Here is a 21197-nt window from a genome sequence, read left to right as displayed (position 1 = left end):
GTTTTTTTAACGGTGTGATGTGTATGTATCATATTTAGTAGTTGCTTGAATTTGTTTGTATTCTTCAGTTGTTAATGGAGATTGTTTGGTGGCTTGTACATTTTCTCGCAATTGCTGAATAGAGCTAGCACCTGGAATAACAGTTGCAACAGCCGGATCATATAAGCAATACTGAAGAGCTGTTTCGGTTAATGAACGCCCTTTTGTAATTGCTTTAGCAGTAGCTAAAGCTTCTGTTAACTCATTATAAGAATAAGAAAGATAATCTTTTTCTTTCACTTTTTCTATCTTTCTTTCATTGTTGTCAGTTAATAAACCTTTTGCGAGTGGCCCGCGGGCAATCACGCTAATTTGATTATCTTGTAAGAACGAAAACCATTCTTCTGGCCGGCGATTTAATAGACTGTACTCCATTAATACGCTAACAATGTTAGACCGTTTTGCATATTCATGAATAACATTTGGACGGATAGAAGAGATACCGTAATGACGAATCACACCTTCTTGTTTTAAATCTTCAAACGCTTCGATTGTTTCATCGATAGGATCTTCTATTGTTCCGCCGTGAAGTTGATATAAATCAATATAATCCGTTTGCAGGCGGCGTAAACTTTCTTTTACCTCTGCTTTTATATAAGCTTTAGAAGGATCCCAAGACCAACCGTTTTTGCCATCTGTCCAGCGATTTCCTACTTTCGTTGTAAGAACAATTTGATCGCGTTTTCCCTTAAGGGCTTTCCCAACAAATTCTTCATTTAATCCATAATTGTATAAGTCTGCCGTATCAAAAAAATTAATTCCTAAATCTATTGCTTCATGGATGATGCGGATTGCTTCGTGTTCATCGGTGCCAAGAGACATGCAACCGAGTCCTATTTCAGTAATATATAAATCTGAGTTTCCTAATTGTCGTTTTTTCATCGCTCAACCCCCTATCTTATATTGTACGAAAGTAGAAGAAGGTTGACAAACGTTTACTTTTTGCTTGCGTTAATCCAGTCTTGTACAGTTGTGTACTCTTTTCCATATTGTTTTAGTTTATTACGAATTTGCCAAGCTTTCCCGACCAATGTGATACGATTCGGTAAAATATATACTTTCATTTTTATCACGCTCCTTTCAGTGTGGTAAAATGTATGAAGAACGATTAGGAAATAGAATAGGGAGATGAAATATTGTGAGTAATCTTGCAGAGAGAACAGTTGCAACTGAGCCAATTTTTGATGGAAAAGTTATTAAAGTTCGTGTTGATGATGTAGTATTGCCAAATGGAGAAATGAGTAAACGTGAGATTGTAAATCATCCTGGTGCCGTTGCAATTATCGCTGTTACAGATGAAGAGAAGCTTGTGCTTGTTGAGCAGTACCGTAAAGCTCTTGAAAAAGAGATTGTTGAAATTCCCGCGGGAAAATTAGAGCCTGGAGAAAAGCCAGAGGTCACAGCAATTCGTGAATTAGAAGAAGAAACGGGTTATGTATGTGATGAAATGGAATTCATCACATCTTTTTACACATCACCAGGTTTTGCTGATGAAATTTTATATGTGTATAAAGCGACAGGATTAAAGAAAAAAGAAAATAAAGCGGCTTTAGATGAAGATGAATTTGTAGAGTTAATGGAAGTTTCACTAGAAGAAGCCATTGAACTTATGAAAAATCAGCGTATTCATGATGCGAAGACGATGTTTGCTGTGCAATACTTACAATTACAAAAATAAACACTCGCCTTAGGCGAGTGTTTTAATTAATTTTGGCGTAAACGCGTGTGTCACGTAAGCTGCCGTCTGGAGCAAGAAAGTCATTTTCGAGTGTGCCTTCTAAAATGAATTCAAGACGTTCTGCTAAAGTACATGCATTTACATTTGTAGCATCGCAGCGAATTTCAAGTCGTCTAGCATTAAGCTTATCAAAAGCAAACTGGACAGCACCTTTCAACGCTTCTGTCATATATCCTTGTTTTGTATAAGCGCTATGTAGCCAGAAACGAATTGAAAACTTTGGAATATCCCAATTTTCTGGGTGAAGGGTAAGGGCGCCGATAAATGTACCATTGGCTTTATCATATAAATGAAAAGCTAATGTTTCACGAAGTAAAAATTGTCCGTGAGCTTCTCGGACTGTTTCCTCAGCACTTTCTTCTGTTTCAGATGTAATGGATATCCAAGGTTGTAAGTCTTCTAAAGAAGCTTGAATTGCTTCATATACTTCTGTTCCATCTCCTGGAAATGGTTTGCGTACTTGCAGGCGCTCAGTTTGAAATAATGTTGGAAAATCTAATAATAATGGTTTCAAGTAAAATCCCTCCTATTCTCTACTTTTAAGTTTAGCAAAGTAGAGCGGAATTTCAATGTTAATTCGTCATACTTTTTTCTTTCTTTCATACATTTTAGTAAGAGTGTGAACGGAGGGAAGAAAAATGTTACGAAAAACTTGGCAAGATCGTGTAATTTCTCATATACAAGAGAATTCTTCGCTATATATATTTAATTCTGTTTTGTTATTGATGGGTGTGGTGTTTGGAGCCGTTCTTGTAAATAGCCTAGAGGTCAATCAAAAACAAGATCTATCTTTTTATTTGAATCGATTTTTTGGACAAGTTTCCAAAGGAGAATTTGCAATTGCGAGCGACATGTTTCGAGAAAGTTTCTTTTCACAATTAAAATATATTGGATTTATTTGGTTGTTAGGAATTTCAATTATTGGATTGCCACTAATTTTTATTTTATTATTTTTAAAAGGGGTAGTTGTTGGGTTTACAGTAGGGTTTTTAGTTAGTCAGCATGGATGGAATGGATTGTTATTAGCATTTGTATCTGTGTTGCCACAAAATTTAATTATCATTCCAGCGTTTCTTGTCATGACGACAATTGCTGCAAGTTTTTCTTTACGTATGATTAGGCATCAATTTATTCGAAAAATTACCGAGCCACTACTACCGTTATTAATCCGCTATACTTGCTTCTTTCTTGTTATTGGCATAGTATTAGCAATTGCTTCTAGCATTGAAGCATATGCGTCACCAGTGTTAATGAAAGAAGTCGTGGAAGTTATCAATAAAAAATAAATACTATATGAGAATGATTATCAAGTTATTTTCATTGTTTTTCTTTTGACAGAAGTCCTTCTTCTGATATAATGGTGTAAGAGTGGCGAGGAGGGAGTAGTACCGAATGGAAGAGAGAATTGAACGAATTAAGAAGCAATTGCATGCAGCGAGCTATAAATTAACACCACAACGTGAAGCAACAGTTCGTGTGCTGCTGGAAAATGAAGAAGATCATTTAAGTGCAGAAGATGTTTACCTCCTTGTAAAAGAAAAGTCGCCAGAGATCGGATTAGCAACCGTCTATCGAACTTTAGAGTTATTATCTGAGTTAAAAGTTGTTGATAAAATTAACTTCGGAGACGGTGTTTCACGCTATGACTTACGCCAAGAAGGTGCACAGCGTTTCCATCATCATTTGATTTGCACGCAATGTGGTGCTGTACAAGAAATTCAAGAGGATTTACTTGGTGAAGTGGAGAAAAAAGTAGAACGAGACTGGAGCTTCAAGGTAAAAGACCATCGTTTAACTTTCCATGGGATTTGTAAAAATTGTCAAGAAAATGAAACGGATGAAAAATAACCTTTTCCTATTTAGCTAGGAAGAGGTTTTTTATTTGAATTTAGGTATAAATCGCAGAAAGCTTGGCATATGTTGTAATAACATATATTTTGGAGGAGTTTACCATGCGCCGAGCTTTACAATTAACTTTTGATGGGATGAAGGTATTTTTATTATTTACAGGTTGTACGATTTTGTTTTATTTCGCTATACTATGGGTAAATGAAGAATATGAAAGTTATCATCGTTACGAAAAACCAAAAGAGGAGACAGTAGAAAAAGTATCAGGGAATGAGGAACCGGCAAAAGATGCTTTTGTAAATAGAATAATTTTTTTCTATGAAAATGGGGAGTAGTGTAGATTGGAAGATCAATTAAAAGATTTTATTCATTATATGATTGTTGAAAAAGGTTTAGCAAAAAATACAGTTGTATCTTATGAACGTGATTTAAAAAGCTATGTGAAGTATTTACAAAATGTCGAACAAATAAAAACATTTCATGAAGTGACAAGGATGCACATTGTGAATTTTTTGCAGTATTTAAAAGAGAACGGAAAATCATCAAAAACTTTGGCACGCCACATTGCCTCTATTCGTTCATTTCATCAATTTCTACTTCGTGAAAGAGTGGTAGAACACGATCCATCTGTACATATTGAAACACCTCAAGGTGAGAGGAAATTACCGAAAGTATTGTCAGTGAGCGAGGTAGAGGCATTACTTCAAATGCCCAAAGCGACAAGTGCGTTCGGTATTCGGGATAAGGCTATGCTAGAGTTGCTGTATGCAACAGGACTCCGCGTCTCTGAATTGATAGCACTAAATTTAGAGGATGTTCATTTGACAATGGGGTTTGTTCGCTGCATTGGAAAAGGGAATAAAGAGCGGATCATCCCATTAGGAAGTTTGGCTACGGAAGCAATTCAACGTTATATTGAAAAGGGAAGAAAAGAATTAATGGGGAAGAAAGCAGTCGATGCACTATTTTTGAACCATCATGGTAATCGATTGTCACGTCAAGGTTTTTGGAAGATTTTAAAGCGCTTAGCAAAAGAGGCCAATATAGAAAAAGAGCTTACGCCGCATACATTAAGACATTCTTTTGCGACTCATTTATTAGAGAATGGAGCGGATTTGCGTGCTGTACAAGAAATGCTTGGGCATGCAGATATTTCAACAACGCAAATCTATACGCATGTTTCAAAAACTAGATTAAAAGATGTATATAAACAGTTTCATCCGAGAGCATAAGTATTATGCTCTTTTTATTTTTTATTTATATAAGTACAAATTGAGAAAGTGTTTTAGGTGGGAGAGAATCCGGCCATGCATAGAAGCGGTCAGTTCTTTTTCCTGCCCTATGCCAGGTGAAAACGAAGAGAGAAAATAAGTAGCGGTAACCTTTTGTTCTTTATAGCCGCGACTTATATGTGGGAAAATCAAAATGAATGTGTATTGCCAGAGCTAATTAGTAAACGAATAAAGCGTTTTGAGAATAAAAAGTAAGTAGATGTGAGGAATTCACAAAAACTTCACAAACATTTCGTACATTGTTTTCAGCAGAAGGCTGGAATATGAACTGGTATATCCTCTATACTAAATAAAGTATAAAGGAGGAAATCAAAATGAAAAAACTTGTAATTACTTTATTTATCGCGATGCTAGCATTAGCTGGTTGTAATACAAAGAAAGAAGAATCAACGAAAAAAGACAAAATTGAAGAAGTGAAAGTAGCGGTTCAAACAAATCCGAAAGAAATTAAACCAAATGAAAAAACAGAAGTGCAGGCACTTGTTACACAAGGAAAAGAAAAAGTAACGGATGCTGACGATGTGAAGTTCGAAATTTGGAAAGATGGAGAAGAGAAACATGAAATGCTAAACGGTAAACATAAAGGAAAAGGTGTTTATGCAGTAGAAAAAACATTCCCATCTGATGGTGTGTATCATGTTATTGCACATACAAATGCACGTGAAATGCATGTTATGCCAGAAGTGAAAATAGCTGTAGGAAATGCGAAAGTTGAAGATGCGAAGAAAGAAAAAGGTGGCCATGAAGCAGGGCACGGTGGTCACAAGAGTGATACGATGATTCATCTTATGGCTGGCGATGTAAAAGCAAATAATGAATCAACAATGAAAGTTCATTTGAAGCAAAAAGAAGAAGCGTTAACTGGAGCTGAAGTACAGCTTGAAATTTGGAAAGATGGCGTTGAAAAGCATGAGTTTATTCCCGCAAAGGAAGGGGATAAAGGTGAGTATGTAAGTAAACATACATTTAAAGAAAATGGTGCTTATAAAGTGAAAGTTCATGTGAAAAAAGGTGAACTTCACGAACATAAAGAGGAAACAGTAGAAGTAAAATAAGAAGCGGCTCTTTAGAGCTGCTTTTTTCTTTAGGTTAATGAAATAAATCATAATTTCATTAGCACTTCAGTGCAGAATGGATTACAATAGAAAATGTGAAGAAAATAAGAATTTCTACGAAAATGTATTAAAAAGAAAGCGTAAACATGTTATGATATCAACATAAGATGTCTGACATCTGACTTAGAAAAAACAGGAAAGTTTTTTTGCTTCGTTTGAAAATAGAGCGAAGAGGGTTGGAGCATGACTTGAAGAAGTGTTTTAGTAAGTGGAAAACGAGAGAATTCTCATTGATAGCAGTTTCACTTTACAACGTTTTGAACATACTACAAGGAGTGGAACTGAACATAAAGGAGGTTGCAGTTATGAATAAATATAAACGTATTTTCCTAGTCGTAATGGACTCAGTAGGAATCGGAGAAGCACCGGATGCTGAAAAATTTGGCGATTTAGGCTCTGATACAATCGGTCATATTGCTGAACATATGAACGGATTACAAATGCCAAATATGGTGAAATTAGGCCTTGGTAACATTCGTGAAATGAAAGGGATTTCAAAAGTAGAGAAACCACTTGGCTATTATACAAAAATGCAAGAGAAATCTACTGGTAAAGATACAATGACAGGTCATTGGGAAATAATGGGTCTTTACATTGATAAGCCATTCCAAGTGTTCCCAGAAGGATTCCCAAAAGAATTATTAGATGAATTAGAAGCAAAAACAGGACGTAAAATTATTGGGAATAAACCTGCTTCTGGAACTGAAATTCTTGATGAACTTGGTCAAGAGCAAATGGAAACTGGATCTCTAATTGTTTATACTTCCGCTGATAGCGTATTACAAATTGCTGCACATGAAGAAGTTGTACCACTTGAAGAACTATACAGCATTTGTAAAATTGCACGTGAGTTAACACTGGATGAAAAGTATATGGTAGGTCGTGTTATTGCTCGTCCATTCATTGGAGAGCCAGGAAACTTCACACGTACACCAAACCGTCATGACTATGCATTAAAACCATTCGGTCGTACAGTCATGAATGAATTGAAAGACAGTAACTATGATGTCATTGCAATTGGCAAAATTTCTGATATTTACGACGGAGAAGGCGTAACTGAATCTCTTCGTACAAAATCGAATATGGATGGAATGGACAAGCTTGTAGATACATTAAATATGGACTTTACAGGTCTTAGCTTCTTGAACTTAGTTGATTTTGATGCGCTGTTTGGTCATCGCCGTGATCCTCAAGGATACGGAGAGGCGTTGCAAGAATATGATGCACGTCTTCCAGAAGTATTTGAAAAACTAAAAGAAGATGATTTATTACTAATTACAGCGGATCATGGTAATGATCCAATTCACCATGGTACAGACCATACGCGTGAATATGTACCATTATTGGCATATAGTCCAAGCATGAAAGAAGGCGGAGAAGAATTAGCACTTCGTCAAACATTTGCTGATATTGGTGCAACAGTAGCAGAAAACTTCGGTGTAGCAATGCCAGAATACGGAACAAGTTTCTTAAACAACTTAAAGAAATAAGGGGGAAAATATAATGAATCGTGAACTTATTACAAAATCAGCTTCATACTTAAAAGAGAAATTCCAAGAAACACCACAAGTAGGACTTATCCTTGGTTCTGGACTAGGTGTATTAGCAGATGAAATCGAAAATGCTGTAACAGTACCGTATAGTGAAATTCCTGAATTTCCTGTTTCAACTGTAGAAGGTCATGCTGGTCAGCTTGTATTTGGTACACTTCAAGGTGTAACAGTAGTGGCAATGCAAGGTCGTTTCCATTATTACGAAGGATATGACATGCAAAAGGTAACATTCCCAGTTCGTGTTATGAAAGAACTAGGTGTAGAAACAGTTGTTGTAACAAATGCAGCTGGTGGTGTAAATACATCATTTGAACCAGGAGATCTAATGTTAATTACAGATCACATTAACTTTATGGGACACAATCCATTGATTGGACCAAATGATTCTGAAATGGGAGTACGTTTCCCTGATATGTCTGAATCATACACAAAAGAACTTCGTATGATGGCAAAACAAGTTGCAACTGATTTAAACATTAAAATACAAGAAGGTGTATATGTTGCGATGACAGGCCCAGTATATGAAACACCTGCAGAAATCCGTATGCTTCGTACACTTGGTGGCGATGCGGTTGGAATGTCAACTGTACCAGAAGTTATCGTTGCACGTCATGCTGGTATGAAAGTACTTGGTATTTCTTGTATTTCAAATATGGCAGCTGGTATTTTAGATCAACCACTTCATCATGATGAGGTAATTGAAACAACAGAACGTGTAAAATCTAATTTCTTAGCATTAGTAAAAGCAATTGTAAAACAAATGAAGGGATGAGTTTACAATGAGAATGGTGGACCTAATTGCGAAAAAACGTGATGGACATGCATTAACGACGGAAGAAGTAAATTTTATTGTAGAAGGCTATACAAATGGTGATATTCCAGATTATCAAATGAGCTCACTTGCAATGGCAATTTTCTTCCAAGATATGAATGAACAAGAGCGTGCTGATTTAACGATGGCAATGGTAAATAGCGGTGATACAATTGACTTATCAGCGATTGAAGGCGTAAAAGTAGATAAGCATTCAACAGGTGGTGTTGGTGATACAACTACGCTTGTGTTAGGTCCATTAGTAGCTGCTTTAGATGTACCAGTTGCAAAAATGTCAGGCCGTGGTTTAGGGCATACAGGTGGTACGATTGATAAATTAGAAGCAGTTCCAGGGTTCCATGTAGAGATTGAAAATGATGAATTTATTCGTCTTGTAAATGAAAATAAAATTGCTGTTATCGGTCAAAGTGGAAACTTGACACCTGCCGATAAAAAACTATATGCGCTTCGTGATGTAACTGCGACAGTAAACTCAATCCCTCTGATCGCAAGCTCTATTATGAGTAAGAAAATTGCAGCTGGTGCTGATGCAATTGTGCTTGATGTGAAAACAGGTGCAGGTGCATTTATGAAAACGGATGAAGATGCAAAACGTTTAGCAGAAGCAATGGTACGTATCGGTAATAATGTTGGTCGTAAAACAATGGCAGTTATTTCTGATATGAGTCAACCGCTTGGCGAGGCCATTGGTAATGCATTAGAAGTACAAGAGGCAATTGATACATTACAAGGTAAAGGACCGAAAGACTTAGAAGAGTTATGTTTAATACTTGGAAGTCAAATGGTATACCTTGCTGGAAAAGCTTCTTCTTTAGAAGATGCGCGTGAAAAACTAATTGAAGTTATGAACAACGGAAAAGCGTTAGAAGCATTTAAAACGTTCCTAGCAGCGCAAGGCGGAGACGCTTCAGTTGTTGATGATCCTTCTAAACTACCACAAGCACAATTTAAAATTGAGGTAGAGGCAAAAGAAGATGGATACGTATCTGAAATTGTTGCAGATGAAATTGGAACAGCAGCAATGCTTTTAGGTGCAGGACGTGCAACGAAAGAATCTGAAATTGATTTAGCAGTTGGACTTATGCTTCGCAAAAAAGTAGGGGATAGCGTGAAAAAAGGTGACTCACTTGTTACGATTTACGCAAACCGCGAAAATGTAGAAGATGTAAAAGAAAAAATTTATGAGAACATGAAAATAACGAAAGAACATGTGGATGCACCGAAACTTGTGCATGGCATTGTAACGAAATAAGCTGAAAAAGCCAAGGAGACTTCTCCTTGGCTTTTTTGACTGTTTTTTGTTTATAATATTAATGGGTGAAATTATGATTAGAATTTGTGCAGTAACGAAAGAAGATGAAGTATTATATGATGTTTCGTTAGAAGAAACAGGACGAGAAGATATCGTATGGTATTGGCTTGATTTATATAAGCCAACAAAAGAAGAGTATACATACATTTTGCAAGAGCATTTTAAGTTCCATCCCCTTGCGATTGAAGATTGTGTAGAATATGTTCAGAGGCCAAAAGTGGATTTCTATGACGGATATAACTTTTTAGTTCTCCACGCATTTGGAGAAGATGGATTAGAACCGCATGAGATCGATTTATTTGTTAGTGATCGTTATATCGTTTCTTTCCATTTTTCACATAATAATGCGATTGAAAGAGTGTGGACAACGCTTGGCGAGAGAAAACGTATCAAGAAGAGTTCCTTACATGTAGCACATACAATCATTGACCAAATTGTGGATGATTACTTTGCACCTGTTTACTATATTGAAGATCATTTAAATGCAATTGATGATAATTTAACAGGTGATACAGCAGGGAGTGTACTAGAGGAAGTATTCGATATTCGTGCGGATTTATCTAAGCTTAGGCGTACCATTATACCGATGCGCGATCTCTTGTATCGTATTTTAAATTCCACTAGGTTTTATGGTGTAAGCGACCATGAGATTTATTTTAAAGATATTCATGATCATTTGCTAAAGCTTTCAGAAATGATTGAAGCAAGTCGAGAGTTAACAGCTGATATCAGAGATAGCTATTTTTCGTTGAATTCTCATCATATGAACAATATTATGAAAACATTAACTGTTTTCTCGACGATTTTCATGCCACTCACATTCATTGCCGGGGTGTATGGGATGAACTTCGCGCATATGCCAGAATTAGTAGGGAAATATAGCTATTTTATTTGTTTAGCTATTATGGTGTTAATTGGTGGAGGAATGATGGTTTGGTTTTATAAAAAAGGCTGGTTTAAGTAAAAACCGCCGAGGAACTCCCTCGGCGGTTTTTCTCTAGCCAATAGTGTGTAACACAAACATGGCTAAGAATAGGCATGCAATGATATACATGGACGGCGCGACTTCTTTATGCTTTGCAAGAGCGATCTTTAAAATAGGGTAAGCAATAAATCCGAACGCAATGCCATCGGCGATACTATATGTGAGCGGAATCATAACGATAATTAAAAACGCTGGAAATCCTTCTGAAAAGTCGTTTAGAGGGATTTCTTGAATGTTTGAAATCATCAGGCCGCCAATAATAATTAAGATTGGTGCAATGGCACTATCAGGAATTAATTTTACAAACGGAAGAGCAAACAGTGATGCAAAGAACAACATCCCTGTAACGATAGACGTCAGACCTGTTTTACCACCTGCTGTAATACCTGCGGCACTTTCTACTGTTGAAACGGTAGGACTTGTGCCAAATAGACCACATGTCATTGCTGAAATTGCATTTGCTTGATAGGCACGTGGGAATTTACGGTCATCTTCTAATAATCCATGTAAAAGTCCCATGTTCTCAAAAATAAGCACCATGCTTAAGGAAAATGTTGCAATCCAAAACGGTAAGGAAGAAAGCTTTCCAAAGGACATAGCTCCAAATACATCTCCATAGTTTGAGATTGAAAATGAGCTATTTCCAACCTGGCCTGTATCAACAAGACCAAATATCCATGCAATACCGGTTCCAATTGCAATCGTCCATAAAAAGTTCCCACGTACGTTACGAATAAATAACACAAGTGCCACAACAAGAGTAAGCAGTGTTGCTAGAACAACAGGATTACTTAATTTTCCTAATGCAACAGCAGTGTTCGGATTCGAAACGACAAGACCACCTTTTTGCAAGCCAATGAAAGCTAAGAATAAACCAATACCGACAGTGATCGCTTCTTTTAATGACTTTGGAATTGATAATGAAAGCGTGCGAGCAATCGGTGTAAACGCGGCAATTGCAAAAATAATACCAGCGATAAAGACAGCTGCTAATGCTTCTTGCCAACTTAATCCAAGCGTATGCACAGCTGTGTACGTGAAGAATGCATTTACACCCATACCTGGTACAAGAATAGCAGGTGCATTTGCCCAAAATGCCATCAATAGACATCCGACAAATGAGCTAAAAACAGTTGCCAAAATTCCTGCTTCAAGCGGAATGCCGGCATCTGATAAAATGGACGCATTGACAATCATAATATAAACGATTGTGAAAAATGATGTCACTCCAGCTAATATTTCTTGTTTTGGTGATGTGTGGTGTAGGTCTAATTTAAATGTTCTTTCGAGTATTCCTTTCATGTTAAACCTTCTTTTTCATATCCCTCTCCCACCCGTGATATCCCTATGAAAAGGGCCCACCGTCCTTTATTATATCAGAACATAATCTTTTTACAATAAATATAATGAGAACGGTTACTTAAAAGTTAATTGGTGCTACAAATATGTGAAAATGGCTCGAACAGTAGAGATGATTTCGAGTTCCCCAGATTGAATTGGAGGAGCGGCTTGTGCTTGTAAAGTAGCATGAGACATAAATTCACGTGGGACTTGTGCCGATTCTTCAACGAGTGAAAGTGGGACGGGATTAATATTTAAATTATATGAACTTGCAATGATACGAGCTTTTTCTTGAGCATGTTGAACTGCTTGTAAGAGTGCTTGTTGATAGTACGCGTTTGGATGGGAAATAAGAAAACGTAATCCTCTTGCTACATTTGCACCATTTGTAACAGCTATATCATATACTTCCCCAGCTTTTTGTACATTTAAAACGGTAATTTCATACAAATGCTCTACTCGGTAACCTTGTAAGAGTGCTTTTTCTTTCACATATTCATATTGGGGAGTAATTGTATATGAAATGGTTTCTATATCCTTATCGGCGATACCAATTTGTTTAAGTGCATCGAGTAATTGTCTAGAATGAATGGAGTTCTCCTCTTGTGCTTGTTTCACATCTTTATTGTCTGTTCTAATACCAATTGTTAATACAACGACATTTGGTTTTGCTTTTATAATTCCCTCTCCTTGCACAGTAATGGTTGCTTGTTTACCATTGCGGACATCAGGTGAATAAGGGTTCATGCCAACTTGCATTTTTGCTCACCATCCTTTTTATATGTATATGAGTGAAAGAGAGAGAAAATTGTATGTAAAAAGTTACATAATTGAGAAGTGAAAGGAAAGAAAACATATACAATGTAGGTATCGATAGATTATAATATGTGTAAATATTATAAAAAAGGGTCGAGGCTAGTGAACGAAAAAAGAGAAGCACTGATTTTAGATTTATCTGCATCATTTCGAAAGATGATACGTTTATTACAAAATGATATTAATACACGTTTTTCAGAGCATATGCCATATAATGAGTTTTCTGTATTGCGTGCGTTATTTTGGAAGAGCCCGCAAATGGCTTCGCAAATTGCAAGTGAAGTAAACGTAACATCTAGCCATATTACAGCTGTAACAGATCGTTTAGTACGAAAGGGCTTCGTAACGAGAAAACGTTCTGATTCAGATCGTCGTATTGTATATTTAGAAATTACAGAGCATGGAAAAGAAGTGGCTGAAAAACTGGAAGCTGTACGTAAAGAATATTATAGAGAGAAATTTAAAGGTTGGAGCGATCAAGAAGTTGAAATGGTATTAGAGTTATTTGGTCGCGTATTATAATAAATGAGGATAGGAAGCGAAATGCTTACCTATCCTTTTTCTTTTGAATAAAAATATTTTGAAACTCCAATACTTTAAGTAAAAAGTATCGGAGGAAAAATAATGAAATATATGGTCTCATTCCTAATTATGATTGGAAGTTTTATATGTTCTAGCACATTGATTTATGCAAAAACACCAATCCAAGTTGTTCAAAAAGAAATGCACTATATTGCAAGTAATCAGCCTGTTTTATATTCGAAATTATGGGTTCGTTCTATGCAGAGTAGAATTTTACTTCATCATAGTAATAATATTCGTGAGCAGGATAGACTGCGCAATGTTACAAATTCTTCTCTCGTAAAAGTAAAACAACTTTCACTTGAAAAAGCTTCAAATTACATCCCGAGATTATCTCAATATGTTTCTAAATTTGAAAATAAAAATGTTCAAGTGTATTACGTTGCTGTGCGTTATGAAGTGAAGAAAGAAACTCCATATCAACTAAATGGAATGAATTACTTTCTTCAAGTATTTGTTCAAGAGCAAGGAGATTGGAGAATTGCTGAAAGTATTGTAGCTCCTACAGATCAAATAATAGAGAATGGCGATGGTTTTGGAATGAAAGAAGAGAAGGAATATGGAAAAAGAAGAGAGAATGTGAAATAACCTCCTTGGGGTGAGGAGGTTATTTTGCATATAAAGAAAGCTTGTGTTTTAACAGTCGCTGCAAGATAATATATGTCAGTATGCCAGACCCTATAAAATAAATATAGTAAAGAGGTAAAGAATTACTACCATCAATAAAAATAGTACCGCCAAGAAGTGCGAAACAAATAGAAGTACAGATTAAGAAATACTTATGAAGTCTTGGATATAGCAATATTTTTCCGTTATGTTCATTCGGAGCGCGTGTATATAGATAAGCTCCTAGCGGAAGACAAATGAGTATATAGATAACAGGGCTTAACAGTGTCCAAGCAGACGGGGTGTGATGATAAGTAGGTCCTGTTCGTATGTTTCCGAATTCATCTTCAAAAGTGTCCCTCTGTGGATCATAGTTGTAGTTAATACGAAACTGATTAAGAGGAGCTACTACACTTATATTTTCTGTATATTTTTCATGTTTAATGTAATTATAATTGTACTCTTCTCGTGATAAATCTATATGTAGTGCGAAAAAAGGGAACGCAAGCTGAAAGATGTATAAAGGTAAAATGATAATAATGTAACTTAAAACACTTTGTGAAATCACATTTCCTGTAATCGTCCCAATAAAGAGCGTAAATGTATAAACTGCAATTAACGTAATGATTGTATAAGCAAAGTATACATGAAATGGTGAAAAGGATTGGTATTGAACGTGTATCGTGTTTTTATAGATGATAAACATAAGAAGCCAACTAAGGCTAAGCGGACTTACGATATGAACAATGCCTAGTAACCATTTTGATAAAAATAAGTGCGACCGTTTAAATGGCATAGACCAAAGAAAATCGATACTTTGGTTATTGCGTTCCCATCCGATTAAGAGGATTGCTAATACCATTAATAGAAGACCTGGAAACAGTATCGCGTCCGCTCCCTCTAAATGATACATATAATAAGTATCTGTTGTCGTGCGTAAATACTCATCTGTGTGCTGTGCGGCAGCATAATATTTATATGGTAAGGCGTATAAAATACTTAGCCAAAAGAGCGTAATGACATATTTTCCTTGTTTATAATTCCGTATCCATAAAGCTTTATGAAACATGATCCCACCTCAATTCGTATTTATCCCACATTAACGGGCAGTAAGACCCACACCTCAAAATTCAGAGAAAAACGAGGAAGATAGGTGGGGGATACAGAAAACCCCCACTGAATAAAGTTTCACTTTATCTCCCTCCAAAAGCAAACTTCAATTTTAATAGACGTGTAAAAATGAAGTAACTTATGATAGCGAATAGGAAAAATCCAATATAATAAGACAGAAGTGCATCTCGTCCGCCTAATATTCTACCGCCAAGTAATCCGAAGCATAGAACAGTACAAAGCATGAACCACCTTTGTAAGCTAGGAAACAATAGTATTTTTCCGTTTTGTTCGTTCGGTGTACGTGTGTATAGAAAAATTGATAATGGTAAAAAGATCATGATGTAAGCAAATGGTGTTAATAGTGTCCAAGGAGAAGGCACAGAAGTATGCTCCATTGGATTGTCCTGTAGTACACTAGAAAGTTTATTTCCATAGTCATCAAATGTTTCTATCGGATGGTAATCATAATTAATAGAAAAAGATTCTAATGGTGAAATAATCCCTACATGTTGTAAGTACTCATGAGTCTGCACCTCTATTTCTCCCATTGCCTCTAAAGACCATTGTGTATGGGTATAAATGAATCCAGAGATTAATAATACGGAACCGTATGGTAAAAATAATAAAATTGCCGTTAAGCTACTTTGGGAGAAAATATTTCCAGTAATAGTTCCGATAAATAAAGTGAATGTATAAATAGCAATGAGTACAACCGTAGCATATACAAAGTAACTATGAAACGGAGTAAAGACTTGATACTCATTGTGAAACGATATGTTTTTTATTCCGTACATGCTAATCCAGCAAATTATGTGTACTGTAATGATATTCAAAACGCCAAGCAACCATTTTGTTAAAAAAATATCTTTTCGCTTAAAAGGCATCGAGAATAGAAAATCAGTAGATTGATTGTTACGTTCCCATCCAATTAAAAGACAAGCCAGTGCAATAAGAATGGCTCCTTGCGTGACGAAGGGATTATCGAATGTATTAAAAGAGTAGGAATAATAATACACATAGTCATCCAGTTTCATTTTTGATTGGTTAAGCGCCGTTTGTGCTGCTTGATAATATTTATAAGGGAGTTGATACAAACTAATTAACCAAAACAATAGAATTATATATTTTCCTTGTTTCCATTGTCTCATCCATAAAGCTTTATGAAACATGCGAATCCTCCTCAAACGTTGTGACAAATATATCTTCGAGTGACATTGGTAATTCTTCTAATAAAATAGGCTGTTCTTTATGAAACTTTTCTAATGTAGCTGCTACATTGCCCTCAATTAAAATCGTGTACACTTTTCCTGTTTGATTTAATATTTTTACATGATTTAAGTTTTCTAGTTTTTGTGGTAGTGAACGTTCATAAGCGACTTGTATTTTTGCATAGCGAGATTTCGTATCTTCTAATGCTGTAATCGATGCGATTGTATGATCTTTTAAAATAATAACCGTGTCTGCAATTTTTTCCACTTCATCTAAGTGATGAGTAGAAATGAGAATGGTAATCTCACGTTCTGCTACTTCTTCAATTAAAAATTGTAAAATTTGTCTTTTTACAATTGGGTCAAGCCCATTGGTTGGCTCATCTAAAATAATGTATTCTACACCTGTACAAAACGCTAGAATCATAGCAAGAAGTGCCTTCATACCTCGTGAATAACTGCGAATGCGTTTTTCAGGTAATTTAAAACGTTCTAGCAGCTTATAGAAATGTTCTTCATTAAAATTGTGATAAACAGCTTTATAAAACTTCGCGATTTCTTTTACTGTATACCCGTTTAATATATTCGTGGAATCTGGTACATAAGCTACCTTCTGCTTCGTTTCTGGATGTTTATGAACATCTGTTTCGTCGTATGTAACAGTACCTTCATCTGGGTCTAAAATACCAACGAGTGTTCGAAGTAAAGTAGTTTTCCCCGCACCGTTTCTTCCGAGTAATCCCACAATACTTCCTTTTTGTAATGTGAAAGAAATATTGTCTAAAATGACTTGATTATCAATTGTTTTTTTGAGACTCGTCACTTTTAGCATCCGTATTCCCTCCTAGTTCTTTATAGTACGAATCTATCCAATCGTGAATTTTTTCTTTCGTAATCCCAAGGTAAGAAGCCTCTAGTAATAATTGATGGAAGTGTTTTTCAACCATAGCGATTTTCCTTTCATCTAATGTTGGTGTAATCGATTGGGAGACAAATGTACCTTTTCCTCGCAGTGTTTCAATAATTCCTTGTCGTTCTAACGCCTGGTACGCTTTGCTTACTGTATTTGGATTAATGACAAGAAGTGAAGCGAGTTCACGTACAGATGGTAGTTTATCGTTTGGTGCTAACATATTTTTTAGTACGCGTTCTTTTATATTTTGAACAATTTGTTCCCATATCGGAGTGTTGCTTCTTGGATCGAGTTGAATGTGCAAGAGCAATGTCTCCTTCCTGATGAATATTAAGTGTACTACTAGGTGTAATACACTTAATACAATATATGTGATGAATTTATTTGTCAATACGAATTTATAGAAAAATATGGTATAAAAACACGTTGATTGGAAAAAATAGGTTTGATATAGAATGGAGGGTTAGTCATGAGGCGAGTTTTTGGAATACTTGTTTGTTTCATGTTGCTATTTTCTGGTGTTTCGGTTGGCTTTGCAGAATCTAAGAAAGCGCAGTCTGAAAAAACAGAAATAGAAGCAGGGCCGAAGTTAGCGGAGCAAGCATCGTCAGCAATTGTTATTGAGCAAGATACGGGTAAAGTTTTATTTGAGAAAAGTCCAAATGAAAAATTGCCACCTGCTAGTATGACAAAGATTATGACAATGCTATTGATTATGGAACAAGTTGAAAAAGGAAAACTAAAACTAGAGGATAAAGTTAGAGCAAGTGAGCATGCAGCTTCGATGGGTGGTTCACAAATCTTTCTTGAGCCGGGTGAAGAAATGACAGTGAATGAAATGCTAAAAGGGATTGCAATTGCATCGGGAAATGATGCATCTGTTGCAGTTGCTGAGCATATCGCTGGTTCAGAAGAAGGTTTTGTAAACATGATGAATAAAAAAGCGAAGGATTTAGGATTGAAAAATACACATTTCCAAAATCCAACGGGTCTTCCAGCGAAAAATCATTATTCAACAGCATATGACATGGCAATTATGGCGAAAGAGTTGATGAAGTATCCACTCATTCGAAAATATACAGGAAAGTATGAAGATTACTTACGTGAAGATACAGAGAAAAAGTTTTGGCTCGTGAATACGAATAAATTAGTTCGTTTTTATCCTGGGGTGGATGGGGTGAAAACAGGTTTTACAACAGAAGCTAAATATTGTTTAACAGCATCAGCTGAAAAAAATGGCATGCGTGTCATTTCTGTTGTCATGGGAGCTCCAACATCAAAAGAACGTAACAATCAAGTAACAAAGCTCCTTGATTATGCATTTGGACAATATACAACGAAAAAATTGTATAAGCGCGGTGAAAAAATTCAAACCGTAAAGGTAGGAAAAGGTAAGAAAGACAAGGTAGATTTAGTTGCATCAGAAAACGTATCTCTTTTGATGAAAAAAGGCGAGAATATGGACAAGATAAAACAGGAAGTTATTGCTGAAAAGAAAGTAAAAGCACCGATTAAAAAAGGTGATGCACTCGGTACACTTGTTATTAAAAAAGATAAGGATGTTTTATTAAAGCAAACGATTGTAGCGAGAGAAGATGTTGCTGCAGCAAGCTGGTGGGAGCTATTTAAAAGAAGTTTAGGGACGTTTTCAACATCGAAATAGTGGCAAAAATATTGCCGCTATTCTATCTGTATACATGAAATAGGTAGAATAATTGCTGAAAGATTCACATTATGGCGAAATAGTACTTCTTTTGTCAGTAGGAAGGATTCTTATTTTATGTTCACGAAAATCTTATGTACATGAGTAAAGTTTAAGCATAAGGAGGAAATCGTGTGAGTCTTTCCGTGCATTTAGAAGTAAAGCGTGATGTCTTATGTGTAAGGCTGGCGGGTGAACTAGATCATCATACTGCTGAAGAGTTGCGAGCAAAAGTAACGGATATGATTGAGACGCATCGTATTCATCATATTGTATTAAGTTTAGAAAAATTAACATTTATGGACAGTTCTGGTCTTGGTGTTATATTAGGCAGATACAAGCATGTTAAAAGTTTAGGAGGGGAGATGGTCGTTTGTGCAATCTCACCTCCTGTAAAACGTTTATTTGAAATGTCAGGTCTGTTTAAAATCATTCGCTTAGAAGAAAGTGAAGCGCATGCGCTCGCGACATTGGGGGTGGCATAAATGAGAAATGAAATGAACCTTCAATTTTCAGCATTAAGTCAAAATGAGTCGTTCGCTCGTGTTACAGTTGCTGCTTTTATCGCACAATTGGATCCAACGATGGAGGAATTGACAGAGATTAAAACAGTTGTGTCTGAAGCAGTCACAAATGCAATTATTCATGGGTATGAGGGGAATGCTGAAGGTGTTGTTTACATTTCAGTGATTTTGGAAGAAGCAATGGTGAAACTCACGATTCGAGATGAAGGGGTTGGCATTTTTAACTTAGATGAGGCAAGGCAACCTCTTTTTACAACTAAACCTGAATTAGAGCGTTCCGGAATGGGATTTACTATCATGGAAAATTTTATGGATGAAGTAGAAGTCATTTCAAATGAATCTTTCGGGACAACAATCCATTTGACAAAATACTTATCAAATCGTAACGCTCTATGCAATTAAGGAGAATTGCCTATGGACATAGAGGTCAGAAATGAGAAGAAGAAACCTCAGTTAAAGGACCACGAGTTAAAAGCGTTAATTCAAAAAAGTCAAGATGGAGATCAAGGGGCGAGAGATACGATAGTCCAAAGTAATATGCGGCTTGTATGGTCGGTTGTACAACGCTTCCTCAATCGAGGATATGAACCAGATGATCTATTTCAAATTGGCTGTATTGGGCTCTTGAAGTCGGTAGATAAATTTGATTTGTCTTTTGAAGTGAAATTTTCAACCTATGCAGTTCCAATGATTATTGGAGAAATACAGCGATTTTTGCGTGATGATGGATCAGTGAAAGTAAGTCGCTCTTTAAAAGAGACTGGAAATAAAATTCGAAAAATGAAAGATGAGCTTTCTAAAGAATATGGAAGGGCTCCAACAATTAATGAGGTAGCAGAGGCGCTTGAACTAACGCCAGAAGAAGTGGTTCTTGCACAGGAAGCGAGCCGTACTCCATCATCCATACATGAAACGGTTTATGAAAATGATGGAGATCCTATTACAATCTTAGATCAAATTGCAGATCAAACAGAAACGAAATGGTTTGATAAAATCGCCTTAAAAGAGGCGATTAGAGAATTGGATGAGCGCGAACGTTTAATTGTATATTTGCGCTATTATAAAGATCAAACTCAATCAGAAGTAGCAGAGAGAATTGGAATTTCACAGGTTCAAGTATCAAGGCTTGAAAAGAAAATATTAAAACAGATGAAAGATCGAATAGATGAATAGCCATCTATTCGATTTTTTGTATTAGACTAGACGGCATTGATATTTCAACTAAACTTGGAAAGAAAAAAGTCATGAAAAAGTTGTATCTTATGTTATTGTTGTTATCTTTTCCAAAACCAAAGAATTTCAATCATCTGGAAATATTTACAGAATTTATTGGTGGTTTAGTAAATTTAAAATATAAACTTGTCATAATAAAAAAACATCTGTACTCACATGGTGCAGATGTTTTTTTATTTAAATCGGTAGTAAATCTCTAATACTTTTATGAAAAAAGTTGTATTAGAAAAATTTCCAAAAACCATACTACAACTACGAGGAATAGTGAAGAGATGAGTGGAGTGGAGCGAACAATCTATCTCAAAATGCGAAATAGGCTGAGGGTATCTCCTTCATATGAGGTGAAGATTGAAGAGGTTGCACAAGTTGTTGGAGATTTTAGCATAGTAGAGAAAATAAAAAACAACTTGTTTATAAAATCACAAAACGTGTCGGAGGAGATGGG

25 protein-coding genes and 1 pseudogene are annotated in these 21197 nt (G+C 35.9%); 17 read left to right on the top strand and 9 right to left on the bottom strand.

Going from position 1 to position 21197, the window contains the following annotated elements; genetic code table 11:
* Window positions 1-6: 6 nt before the first annotated feature.
* Window positions 7-921: an aldo/keto reductase gene (locus tag BLV40_RS02915; protein WP_090687375.1), complete on the bottom strand. Its 915-nt coding sequence runs from the start codon at window positions 919-921 to the stop codon at window positions 7-9.
* A 53-nt stretch (window positions 922-974) separates the two neighbouring features.
* Window positions 975-1103, bottom strand: a complete 129-nt coding sequence (mciZ, locus tag BLV40_RS02910; protein ID WP_026590072.1) for a Z-ring formation inhibitor MciZ — start codon at window positions 1101-1103, stop codon at window positions 975-977.
* Between the two features lie 74 nt (window positions 1104-1177).
* Between mciZ and BLV40_RS02905 the strand changes: the two genes are divergently transcribed.
* Window positions 1178-1717, top strand: a complete 540-nt coding sequence (locus BLV40_RS02905) for an NUDIX hydrolase (protein WP_090687373.1) — start codon at window positions 1178-1180, stop codon at window positions 1715-1717.
* Between the two features lie 22 nt (window positions 1718-1739).
* Here BLV40_RS02905 and BLV40_RS02900 read toward each other — a convergent pair whose 3' ends face one another.
* Entirely contained in the window at window positions 1740-2291 is a 552-nt protein-coding gene (locus BLV40_RS02900) for a GNAT family N-acetyltransferase (protein WP_026590074.1), read from the bottom strand.
* Window positions 2292-2415: 124 nt separating this feature from the next.
* On the opposite strand from BLV40_RS02900, the gene spoIIM reads away from it, so the two are divergent.
* The 9 genes from spoIIM (at window position 2416) to corA (ending at window position 10693) form a co-directional block, all read left to right on the top strand.
* Window positions 2416-3063, top strand: a complete 648-nt coding sequence (spoIIM, locus tag BLV40_RS02895) for a stage II sporulation protein M (protein WP_026590075.1) — start codon at window positions 2416-2418, stop codon at window positions 3061-3063.
* A gap of 106 nt (window positions 3064-3169) precedes the next feature.
* Complete coding sequence (locus tag BLV40_RS02890; RefSeq protein ID WP_000392653.1) at window positions 3170-3625, top strand: ferric iron uptake transcriptional regulator; 456 nt, start codon at window positions 3170-3172, stop codon at window positions 3623-3625.
* Between the two features lie 104 nt (window positions 3626-3729).
* Complete coding sequence (locus tag BLV40_RS02885; RefSeq protein ID WP_026590076.1) at window positions 3730-3960, top strand: YqzK family protein; 231 nt, start codon at window positions 3730-3732, stop codon at window positions 3958-3960.
* A 6-nt stretch (window positions 3961-3966) separates the two neighbouring features.
* Window positions 3967-4857 carry a site-specific tyrosine recombinase XerD gene (gene xerD / locus BLV40_RS02880; protein ID WP_026590077.1) on the top strand — a complete coding sequence of 297 codons (891 nt, stop codon included), beginning with the start codon at window positions 3967-3969 and terminating at the stop codon, window positions 4855-4857.
* 374 nt (window positions 4858-5231) lie between these two features.
* Entirely contained in the window at window positions 5232-5972 is a 741-nt protein-coding gene (locus BLV40_RS02875; protein WP_090687370.1) for a FixH family protein, read from the top strand.
* A 365-nt stretch (window positions 5973-6337) separates the two neighbouring features.
* Window positions 6338-7522: a phosphopentomutase gene (gene deoB / locus BLV40_RS02870; RefSeq protein ID WP_026590079.1), complete on the top strand. Its 1185-nt coding sequence runs from the start codon at window positions 6338-6340 to the stop codon at window positions 7520-7522.
* Window positions 7523-7535: 13 nt separating this feature from the next.
* Window positions 7536-8357 (top strand): purine-nucleoside phosphorylase, encoded by an 822-nt coding sequence (locus BLV40_RS02865; RefSeq protein ID WP_026590080.1) that lies wholly within the window; start codon window positions 7536-7538, stop codon window positions 8355-8357.
* A gap of 7 nt (window positions 8358-8364) precedes the next feature.
* Window positions 8365-9669, top strand: coding sequence for a pyrimidine-nucleoside phosphorylase (locus BLV40_RS02860; RefSeq protein ID WP_026590081.1), 1305 nt, complete (start codon window positions 8365-8367; stop codon window positions 9667-9669).
* 61 nt (window positions 9670-9730) lie between these two features.
* On the top strand, window positions 9731-10693 hold the full coding sequence (gene corA / locus BLV40_RS02855) for a magnesium/cobalt transporter CorA (RefSeq protein ID WP_026590082.1): 963 nt from the start codon (window positions 9731-9733) through the stop codon (window positions 10691-10693).
* A 33-nt stretch (window positions 10694-10726) separates the two neighbouring features.
* Here corA and BLV40_RS02850 read toward each other — a convergent pair whose 3' ends face one another.
* Window positions 10727-12016 (bottom strand): NCS2 family permease, encoded by a 1290-nt coding sequence (locus BLV40_RS02850; protein ID WP_090687368.1) that lies wholly within the window; start codon window positions 12014-12016, stop codon window positions 10727-10729.
* 135 nt (window positions 12017-12151) lie between these two features.
* Window positions 12152-12814, bottom strand: a complete 663-nt coding sequence (locus BLV40_RS02845; RefSeq protein ID WP_026590084.1) for an SIMPL domain-containing protein — start codon at window positions 12812-12814, stop codon at window positions 12152-12154.
* A 159-nt stretch (window positions 12815-12973) separates the two neighbouring features.
* Here BLV40_RS02845 and BLV40_RS02840 point away from each other — a divergent pair, with 159 nt between their 5' ends.
* Together BLV40_RS02840 and BLV40_RS02830 are read left to right on the top strand one after the other, a co-directional pair.
* On the top strand, window positions 12974-13393 hold the full coding sequence (locus BLV40_RS02840; RefSeq protein ID WP_026590085.1) for a MarR family winged helix-turn-helix transcriptional regulator: 420 nt from the start codon (window positions 12974-12976) through the stop codon (window positions 13391-13393).
* A 102-nt stretch (window positions 13394-13495) separates the two neighbouring features.
* A complete protein-coding gene (locus BLV40_RS02830) occupies window positions 13496-14041 on the top strand; it encodes a hypothetical protein (RefSeq protein ID WP_139265453.1) in 546 nt (181 codons plus the stop codon).
* 19 nt (window positions 14042-14060) lie between these two features.
* Here the strand turns inward: BLV40_RS02830 and BLV40_RS02825 are convergent, their stop codons facing one another.
* The 4 genes from BLV40_RS02825 to BLV40_RS02810 form a co-directional block, all read right to left on the bottom strand.
* The gene (locus BLV40_RS02825) at window positions 14061-15128 is read right to left on the bottom strand and encodes an ABC transporter permease subunit (protein WP_090687364.1); all 1068 of its coding nucleotides are present in this window, start codon (window positions 15126-15128) and stop codon (window positions 14061-14063) included.
* Between the two features lie 124 nt (window positions 15129-15252).
* Complete coding sequence (locus BLV40_RS02820; RefSeq protein WP_090687363.1) at window positions 15253-16341, bottom strand: ABC-2 transporter permease; 1089 nt, start codon at window positions 16339-16341, stop codon at window positions 15253-15255.
* A complete protein-coding gene (locus BLV40_RS02815) occupies window positions 16331-17212 on the bottom strand; it encodes an ABC transporter ATP-binding protein (RefSeq protein WP_090687362.1) in 882 nt (293 codons plus the stop codon). The genes BLV40_RS02820 and BLV40_RS02815 overlap by 11 nt, the downstream gene beginning before the upstream one ends.
* Complete coding sequence (locus tag BLV40_RS02810) at window positions 17178-17597, bottom strand: GntR family transcriptional regulator (protein WP_026590090.1); 420 nt, start codon at window positions 17595-17597, stop codon at window positions 17178-17180. The genes BLV40_RS02815 and BLV40_RS02810 overlap by 35 nt, the downstream gene beginning before the upstream one ends.
* Before the next feature lie 165 nt (window positions 17598-17762).
* Here BLV40_RS02810 and BLV40_RS02800 point away from each other — a divergent pair, with 165 nt between their 5' ends.
* The 5 genes and pseudogenes from BLV40_RS02800 to BLV40_RS29050 form a co-directional block, all read left to right on the top strand.
* Entirely contained in the window at window positions 17763-18956 is a 1194-nt protein-coding gene (locus BLV40_RS02800; RefSeq protein ID WP_026590091.1) for a D-alanyl-D-alanine carboxypeptidase family protein, read from the top strand.
* A 173-nt stretch (window positions 18957-19129) separates the two neighbouring features.
* Window positions 19130-19480, top strand: coding sequence for an anti-sigma F factor antagonist (gene spoIIAA / locus BLV40_RS02795; protein WP_026590092.1), 351 nt, complete (start codon window positions 19130-19132; stop codon window positions 19478-19480).
* A complete protein-coding gene (gene spoIIAB / locus BLV40_RS02790; RefSeq protein WP_026590093.1) occupies window positions 19481-19921 on the top strand; it encodes an anti-sigma F factor in 441 nt (146 codons plus the stop codon).
* Window positions 19922-19933: 12 nt separating this feature from the next.
* Window positions 19934-20692, top strand: coding sequence for an RNA polymerase sporulation sigma factor SigF (sigF, locus tag BLV40_RS02785; RefSeq protein ID WP_026590094.1), 759 nt, complete (start codon window positions 19934-19936; stop codon window positions 20690-20692).
* 341 nt (window positions 20693-21033) lie between these two features.
* Window positions 21034-21176, top strand: a pseudogene (locus tag BLV40_RS29050) (stage V sporulation protein AA); the annotation flags it as partial.
* Between the last annotated feature and the right edge of the window lie 21 nt (window positions 21177-21197).

Origin of the sequence: Bacillus sp. 166amftsu (assembly GCF_900107445.1) — a bacterium.
Lineage (GTDB): Bacteria > Bacillota > Bacilli > Bacillales > Bacillaceae_G > Bacillus_A > Bacillus_A arachidis.
Note: the sequence above shows the minus strand (reverse complement) of the source record. Positions and strands in the feature narration are given on the sequence as shown.

Coding starts and splice junctions, on each gene's coding strand:
- BLV40_RS02830 (WP_139265453.1), top strand. CDS start 13,496: ATGAAATATATGGTCTCATTCCTAATTATGATTGGAAGTTTTATATGT.
- sigF (WP_026590094.1), top strand. CDS start 19,934: ATGGACATAGAGGTCAGAAATGAGAAGAAGAAACCTCAGTTAAAGGAC.
- deoB (WP_026590079.1), top strand. CDS start 6,338: ATGAATAAATATAAACGTATTTTCCTAGTCGTAATGGACTCAGTAGGA.
- corA (WP_026590082.1), top strand. CDS start 9,731: ATGGGTGAAATTATGATTAGAATTTGTGCAGTAACGAAAGAAGATGAA.
- BLV40_RS02815 (WP_090687362.1), bottom strand. CDS start 17,212: ATGCTAAAAGTGACGAGTCTCAAAAAAACAATTGATAATCAAGTCATT.
- spoIIAB (WP_026590093.1), top strand. CDS start 19,481: ATGAGAAATGAAATGAACCTTCAATTTTCAGCATTAAGTCAAAATGAG.
- BLV40_RS02845 (WP_026590084.1), bottom strand. CDS start 12,814: ATGCAAGTTGGCATGAACCCTTATTCACCTGATGTCCGCAATGGTAAA.
- mciZ (WP_026590072.1), bottom strand. CDS start 1,103: ATGAAAGTATATATTTTACCGAATCGTATCACATTGGTCGGGAAAGCT.
- BLV40_RS02825 (WP_090687364.1), bottom strand. CDS start 15,128: ATGTTTCATAAAGCTTTATGGATACGGAATTATAAACAAGGAAAATAT.
- BLV40_RS02820 (WP_090687363.1), bottom strand. CDS start 16,341: ATGTTTCATAAAGCTTTATGGATGAGACAATGGAAACAAGGAAAATAT.
- BLV40_RS02890 (WP_000392653.1), top strand. CDS start 3,170: ATGGAAGAGAGAATTGAACGAATTAAGAAGCAATTGCATGCAGCGAGC.
- BLV40_RS02850 (WP_090687368.1), bottom strand. CDS start 12,016: ATGAAAGGAATACTCGAAAGAACATTTAAATTAGACCTACACCACACA.
- BLV40_RS02885 (WP_026590076.1), top strand. CDS start 3,730: ATGCGCCGAGCTTTACAATTAACTTTTGATGGGATGAAGGTATTTTTA.
- BLV40_RS02860 (WP_026590081.1), top strand. CDS start 8,365: ATGAGAATGGTGGACCTAATTGCGAAAAAACGTGATGGACATGCATTA.
- BLV40_RS02875 (WP_090687370.1), top strand. CDS start 5,232: ATGAAAAAACTTGTAATTACTTTATTTATCGCGATGCTAGCATTAGCT.
- BLV40_RS02865 (WP_026590080.1), top strand. CDS start 7,536: ATGAATCGTGAACTTATTACAAAATCAGCTTCATACTTAAAAGAGAAA.
- BLV40_RS02800 (WP_026590091.1), top strand. CDS start 17,763: ATGAGGCGAGTTTTTGGAATACTTGTTTGTTTCATGTTGCTATTTTCT.
- BLV40_RS02915 (WP_090687375.1), bottom strand. CDS start 921: ATGAAAAAACGACAATTAGGAAACTCAGATTTATATATTACTGAAATA.
- spoIIM (WP_026590075.1), top strand. CDS start 2,416: ATGTTACGAAAAACTTGGCAAGATCGTGTAATTTCTCATATACAAGAG.